A 6,533-nucleotide genomic window follows, 5' to 3' on the forward strand; every position below is an offset into this window, starting at 1 on the left:
CGCGTCGCGCAGCTCTACCACGGTGCGGCCTTCTTCCTGCGCCATGAACGGGTGGATGACGTCGCCCATCACGGCGGCGCGTCGGAAATCGATGCGCGCGGTGTGCACGGCAGCCTCGCGGGGCAGCATCTCCATTGCCATCTGCAGATACTGGCAGTTGTTCACGTGCTCGTTGGTGTCGATCATGGAGCGGCGCACGGCGAAGGGCTCGCGCTCTTCCATATCGGCGGGCAGTTTGATTTTGCGAGACGGGTCGGGCGGCATGGGCAAGGGCTCATGCGTGCCGTAGGGGTCGACGTGCTCGGCGGTCGCTTTGACGGGTCGGGCTTTTGCCAAATCCATGAAAATCCAGGTAGTATCGGCCTTGGCGACGATCGTGCCTGATTCGTCCGCCATGAAGAAATTGCGGTAGGCCATGAGGCCCTTGAAGCGGCTGGCGAACGTGCCCACCGTGACCGTTTCGTTCAGCATCGGATAGCGGTCAACGATGACGCGCCAATGCGAGAGCACCCAAGCTTTCTGCTGATCTTTGAGCCACTGCATGCCCACGCCCAGGTCCTCGGATTGGAACGTGCTGCAATCCTGGAAGTAGTTCACCAGCGCCGGCAGCGTCAGTTGCGCGTTGTGGTCGACCTCGCTGTAACGGATGCGCGCGGGGAAGGTGTAGACGGCGGGGTCCTGCTGAAGGTCGGCGAGGGTGAGAGGTGCGGGTTGTGCGCCGTTCATTGCGGTGGAATCGTTGGCGTCCGCCGCGCTTGCGATGCGCGCGGAACTGTCGTTAGGACGCGCCGTGATTGCGGCGTGCACGTCGGTCTCGGTCTCGGACATGTTCACAGTGCGTTCGGTTTCAGTCATGCGATGCTCCTTGCGTGTTCAATGTTTTGCATTTGAAGCATAGCATGAGAAGGGCGACACGCGTATGCCATGCCGTCTCGTCGTTTCCAATCGGTTTTCAAGAAGAAATGCTCATGCATCGCCTTTTGTGCCATTGAACAGGTTTTCACGGAGATATGGCATTGTCTTGCCGATGACGCGGCGTTGTGCTGGTAGGATGGTCGGAACGCACGCTATCGACCCTGGGATTGCGTCGCTTCGTGTGTGCCGCTTGCGAATGCGGCGCGATGACGGAGCGAGCCGTTTAGGGTCGAATCGTCCAGCCAGGCCCATCGTTTGAATCGAGGCATTATGCTTAATGAGAATATCGACTCCATCGTCGCGTCCATCGCGGAGAACTATCGCACGTCCCCCGAGATCTTCTTCACCGATCCCGACCGTCATTTCCCTAACAAGCAGGCCATCGTCAAGATGATCAAAGACCTGCGTCGCGTGATGTTTCCCAGCTACTTTGGCGACGAGGCGCCTACCGGCGTTAAGCCCGAGTACTTCATCGGCGAAATGCTGCTGCGCATCGAGGACTCGCTGCGCCGCGAGCTTCGCGAGGCGTTTCTGTTCCGTGCGGGCAAGGGCGACGAGATGAACCAGATTGCCCCCATCGCCACCGAGGACGTGGAGGCGCGCGTGGACGAGATCTGCAAGACTTTCATGGGCCGTTTGCCCGAGGTGCATCGCATGCTGCTCACCGACGTGCAGGCCGCCTTCGACGGCGACCCGGCGGCTCAGAGCAAAGAGGACATCATCTTCTCGTACCCGGGATTCTTCGCTGTGTTCGTGTACCGCATCGCGCATGAGCTGTACGTGCAGGGTGTGCCGGTGATTCCGCGCATCATGAGCGAGTACGCGCACAGCGGCACGGGCGTGGACATTAATCCCGGTGCCACCATCGACGAATACTTCTTCATCGACCATGCGACCGGCGTGGTGATTGGCGAGACCACCACCATCGGCAAGCACGTGAAGATCTACCAGGGCGTCACGCTGGGCGCGCTCTCCACGCGCGCGGGCCAGCAGCTGGCGGGCGTGAAGCGCCATCCCACCATCGAGGACAACGTGACCATCTACTCCAACGCGAGCGTCCTGGGCGGCGAGACCGTGGTGGGCGCGGGCAGCGTCATCGCGGGCAGCGCCTTTGTGACCGAATCGGTGCCGGCGAATTCGCGCGTGAGCGTGAGCGGCCAGAAGATCTGCGTACGTGCGCCCAAGAAGAGCGCCGCGAGCTGGGAACTGTAAGGTGCTCGAAATCAGCATTCCCGACGTCGCGCTCATCATCGAGGGCGGCGGCATGCGCGCGAGCTATACGGCGGGCGCCATCGTCACTTTGCTCGAGCGCGAGATGAACTGCCGCAAGGTGTACGGCATATCGGCAGGCTCCAGCCACACGGTGAACTACCTTTCGCGCGATATCGCCCGCACGAAGGCGGCGTTTGTGGATATCGTCAAGGATCCCGAGTTCGGCGGCGTGGGCAGCTTCTTGCGCGGCACGGGCTATTTCAACGCGCCGCATCTCTATGAGGGCCTGGTGGAAGACTACGCCGGCACCGACGAGGTCATGGCGTACGACTGGGAAACGTTTAGCGCGAACCCCGCCGATTTCCATATCGAGGCATTCGACTGGGAAACGGGCGAGACGGTAGCTTGGACGCGCAAAGACGTGAATGCGCCGCGCGACCTGCTGCTTCGCGTGCGTGCCTCGTCGAGTATGCCCATCTTCATGCCTCCCGTGACCTTCGACGGCCGCACGTATCTGGACGGCGGCATGGGGGAGAGCTGGGGCATTTGCCTGCGCGCGGCGCAGCGCGACGGATTCAAGCGGTTCTTCATCGTGCGCACGCAGGAGCGCACCTATCGGAAGAAGCCCGTGGGCGGCGCGGAGGCGGCGCTGATGAGGGCTGTGTTCAGGAAACGTCCCCTGGTGGCTGAGCGCACTATCGAGCGGTGGCGGCATTACAACGCGCTGCTCGACGAGATTGACGAGCTGGAGGCGCAGGGCGCGGCATACGTGTTCTGTCCTGAGAAGATGGACGTGACCAATAAGACCGCTGACCTGGCTAAGCTTCAGGCCTCTTACGCTCGCGGCTATGCGCAGGCCCAGCGCGAGGCGGACGCATGGGAGAAGTGGCTGCGATAGGCTCTCTGCGTGAGCGAGCGCACGTGCGGTGTGCGCCGTGGACGGTTTGTGGTGCGGCCCTACGTTCAGCTTCGTAGACAATGCATCGTGCGTGAATGCCCTATGTATGCCCCGTAACGATTAGGTGGACTATCCTGGCGTCTCTGCCTGCGATGGTATGTTCCTTGGTGTTGACCGCCTGTTCGAAGCTTTTCGGCATTCGAGCGGGCTCGTATCAGGGAATTGAACCATCGTGAGAAAGGGTCGCACATGACGGATATCGCATCGCATGTCGCCGGCGGTGTGCGGCAAAGGCGACGGAAGCGAGACAGGGTGAGAGACCTGTTCGACGATCTTTCGGTTGCGCAGGTGCTTGCCGGCGCGTTGGCAGCCGTTACCTCCATGCTGCTGGCGTCGCAGATTGGCATTTACGGTTCGGTCATCGGTGTGGGTGTTGGTTCGGTGATCTCGGCTGTGGCGTCGCAGTTGTACAAGAAATTCCTCTCGGCATCGGCCGATAAGATTCGCGAAGTGGGCGGTTATAGCGATGGGGGTACCGAGTCCGAAGGGCGCGACGTGCGTGTCGTCGAGGGCAATTCAGCGGCCACTATTGCTTTGCCTGCGCTTGTCTCTGGGTTTTCTGCATCCGATACCGCCATGTATAAGGATGCCAATCGCGTACGTGCTCGCGCCGCCCGCCAGCGCAAGGAGCGCGTGAAGCAGCGCGTGCTGGTGGTATCGGTGGTGTCGGCGCTGGTTGCCGTGGTGCTGAGCGCCGCCGTGGTCATGTTCGTCACGCAGGGCGAGGGCATGGGAGAAAAGCCGCAGCATTTTATTTCCGCAGGCCAGAATGCGGTTTCTATCGAGGACGGCCATGCTGCGCAAAACGTTGGAGGCGCGGGTTCGACCTCGTGGGAGGGCGATGCTGACGGGCGGGATTCCTCCGCTTCTGGCGATCAGAATCCTTCAAGCGGGTCTTCTTCTGACGGCGAAGAAAGCTCGAATGTGGATTCCGCTTCGGGGTCGCACGGTTCTGCGGATGGGTCAGCTACGAACAGTCCTCAGCAGGGTTCGTCTGACGAATCGAACGGCTCCGGCAGTTCCGACGATTCGCACGGATCGAGCGGTTCGTCTGCATCCGACGGCGCAGACGGCGGAAACGTCTCTGACGGTTCGGGTTCGACTTCCGGTGCGGGGGAGTCGGATGCGAACCCCGGAGGCGGCTCTGGCTCTTCGTCAGGGAGTGCGGGGACGTCGGATAGCTCGGATGCATCGGGCGTATCGGGCGAGGCGAATGTGCCAAAGTAAAGGGCGCATTCCTTTGCGGCATGCCCAACCGGCGCAGCGTGCTTTGGGGAGCGCCTCGTGCCACAACTTGCCGTTGAGGCTTTTCAGGGGTTCTGACGTGCGCGTGGATTCCTGACGGGCAACCTCCTCGGATGGCAAACCCGCACTATAATTCTGCCAATGGTCTATTTGCCGCGGGCAGCGGTGCCAAGAAAGGGGTTTGTCGCAGGTATGGCGTTTAAGGCATTCGAAAACGCGAAGGACAAGCTCAAGGGCGGCAAGGCTCGTGGCGCGGCGCAGGCGGAGCAGGGCGCCGCTTCATCTCGTAGCGGCTCCTCGTCGCGCGCTGCACAGACGGGCAAGCATTCTCATGCCGCGTTCTCAGGCATTTCATCCGCCGATGTCTCCTCGCGCGAGTTGGAGGGGCGTCTGTCCCGCAGCTTCCCGCGTGGATTCGCCCCCGGTCGCACCATTCCGCCGCATCCTGGCAGCTCCATATCGTTCCAGGACGAATCTCCCTATCGCGCATCCGACGGGCAGGGCAGCCAACCGGGTGGCAAAAAGGGTCGCAAGCGCAAGCCTAACTGGATAACGCGCCAGGTCAACCGTTGGGTTAATCGCCTGGTGGGCGCCGTGGCCGAGGGCAGCTTCTCCGAGCAGGAGGAGCAGTACGCGTCACATCGCACCACGCGCGACTACATCTGGAACACCGTGGGCCTCGCGTCGTGGGGCGTGGTGTTTCCCATCCTCTCCATCGTGGTCACGCAGCTTGTGGGCACCGAGCAGGCGGGTATGTTCGCCATGGCGTTCACCGTGGCGCTGCTGCTGATGTTCGTGGCCAACTACGGCGTGCGCACCTATCAGGTGTCCGACCTCGACGAGGAGCATTCGTTTTCCGACTACCAGATTAACCGCGTGATGACCTGCGCCATCATGATGGCGGTTGGCTTCGCGTACGGCGCATTTCGCGGCTACGGCGCCGAGATGATGACCATCTGCGCCGGCGTGTACGTGTATAAGATGGTCGACGGCTGGGCCGACGTGTACGAGGGCCGCCTGCAGCAGATGGACAAGCTCTATCTGGCCGGCATCTCGCAGACGTTCCGTTCGGTCACGGTGCTGCTTATCTTCTCGCTCACGCTGCTCATCACGCGCAATCTCATGGTGTCGTGCATCGTGATGGGCGTGGTCGCTGTGCTCACGCTGTTCGTGCTCACCATCCCGCTGGCGCTGCTCGAAACGCCCAAGTCGCGCAAGTTCAGCATGGCCAGCGTGGTGTCGCTGCTCAAGCAGTGCTTCCCGCTGTTCGTGGCGCTGTTCATGTACAACCTGATCGAGAACATGCCCAAGTTCATGATGGAGGGCATGCTCCCTTACGACAACCAGCTCTACTACAACGCCATGTGGTTCCCGGCGAATGCGCTGGTCATCTTCGTGCAGGTGATTTACAAGCCGCTGCTGGTGCGCATGGCGGGCATCTGGGCCGATATGCGCACGCGTAAGCGCTTCGACATTCTGGTGGTTGCCATGCTCGCGGTCATCGTGGCCATCACGTGCGGCGTGTGCGCCGTGATGTGGGCCGTGGGCGCGCCGATCCTGGGCTTCCTCTACGGCGTCGATTTTGAGCCGTACCGCGGGCTTATCGTGGTCATGGTGGTGGCCGGCGGCGTGTCGGCGGCGATCGACTTCATCTATCAGGCCGTCACGCTCCTGCGCAAGCAGGGGTCGGTCACCAAGCTCTATATCGTGACGTTCGGGTTCGCGCTGTTCATCCCCACGCTGCTTGTGGGTTTCACCGGCCTGCCGGGCGCGGTGCTGAGCTATCTGATCATCATGAGCTTCTTGCTGGTGCTGCTGGTGTGGGAATACCTGCGCATTCGCATCGCGCTGGCCAACGAGCCGGTGGAGGAAGTACCTATTCCGCGTGAGCGCGTGTACGAGAACGAGGCGGCGGTGCGCATGCCGGCTCGACGCGATGCGCAGGCGGATCGTCGCGTTCGTTCTGGCCAGGGTGCGCAGAGCGGTGCACAGCCGGGAGGCGGCGTTTCGGGCGCTCGTCAGACGCAGGTCCAGGCGCCTTCGCGCGGGTCGCATGCGGGGTCGTCCCACGTGCGCATGACGGAGCTTCCGCAGCCGTCTTCGGCGCCGCGCGGCGGGCATGCGCGCCCTATGGGTGCTCCAAATGCGGGTCAGACCCAACCCCGTCCGGGCACCGCCAGACATGCCCTGCCAGCGTCTGTTC

5 protein-coding genes are annotated in these 6,533 nt (G+C 62.2%); 4 read left to right on the forward strand and 1 reads right to left on the reverse strand.

Features of this window, described 5'->3' with window-relative positions; translation table 11 throughout:
* On the reverse strand, nt 1-855 hold an 855-nt coding region (locus Q0J60_RS08900; protein ID WP_294440701.1), incomplete at its 3' end, for an acyl-[acyl-carrier-protein] thioesterase.
* Between the two features lie 330 nt (nt 856-1,185).
* Here Q0J60_RS08900 and Q0J60_RS08905 point away from each other — a divergent pair.
* The 4 genes from Q0J60_RS08905 to Q0J60_RS08920 all read left to right on the forward strand — a co-directional run.
* Nucleotides 1,186-2,127: a serine O-acetyltransferase gene (locus Q0J60_RS08905; RefSeq protein ID WP_294440703.1), complete on the forward strand. Its 942-nt coding sequence runs from the start codon at nt 1,186-1,188 to the stop codon at nt 2,125-2,127.
* A 1-nt stretch (nt 2,128) separates the two neighbouring features.
* Nucleotides 2,129-3,025 carry a patatin family protein gene (locus tag Q0J60_RS08910; RefSeq protein WP_294440706.1) on the forward strand — a complete coding sequence of 299 codons (897 nt, stop codon included), beginning with the start codon at nt 2,129-2,131 and terminating at the stop codon, nt 3,023-3,025.
* 312 nt (nt 3,026-3,337) lie between these two features.
* The gene (locus Q0J60_RS08915; RefSeq protein WP_294440708.1) at nt 3,338-4,312 is read left to right on the forward strand and encodes a hypothetical protein; all 975 of its coding nucleotides are present in this window, start codon (nt 3,338-3,340) and stop codon (nt 4,310-4,312) included.
* A 210-nt stretch (nt 4,313-4,522) separates the two neighbouring features.
* On the forward strand, nt 4,523-6,533 hold a 2,011-nt coding region (locus Q0J60_RS08920), incomplete at its 3' end, for a lipopolysaccharide biosynthesis protein (protein WP_294440711.1).

This window comes from uncultured Slackia sp. (assembly GCF_944321625.1).
In the GTDB taxonomy this organism is placed as follows: Bacteria; Actinomycetota; Coriobacteriia; order Coriobacteriales; family Eggerthellaceae; genus Slackia.

Coding starts and splice junctions, on each gene's coding strand:
- Q0J60_RS08905 (WP_294440703.1), top strand. CDS start 1,186: ATGCTTAATGAGAATATCGACTCCATCGTCGCGTCCATCGCGGAGAAC.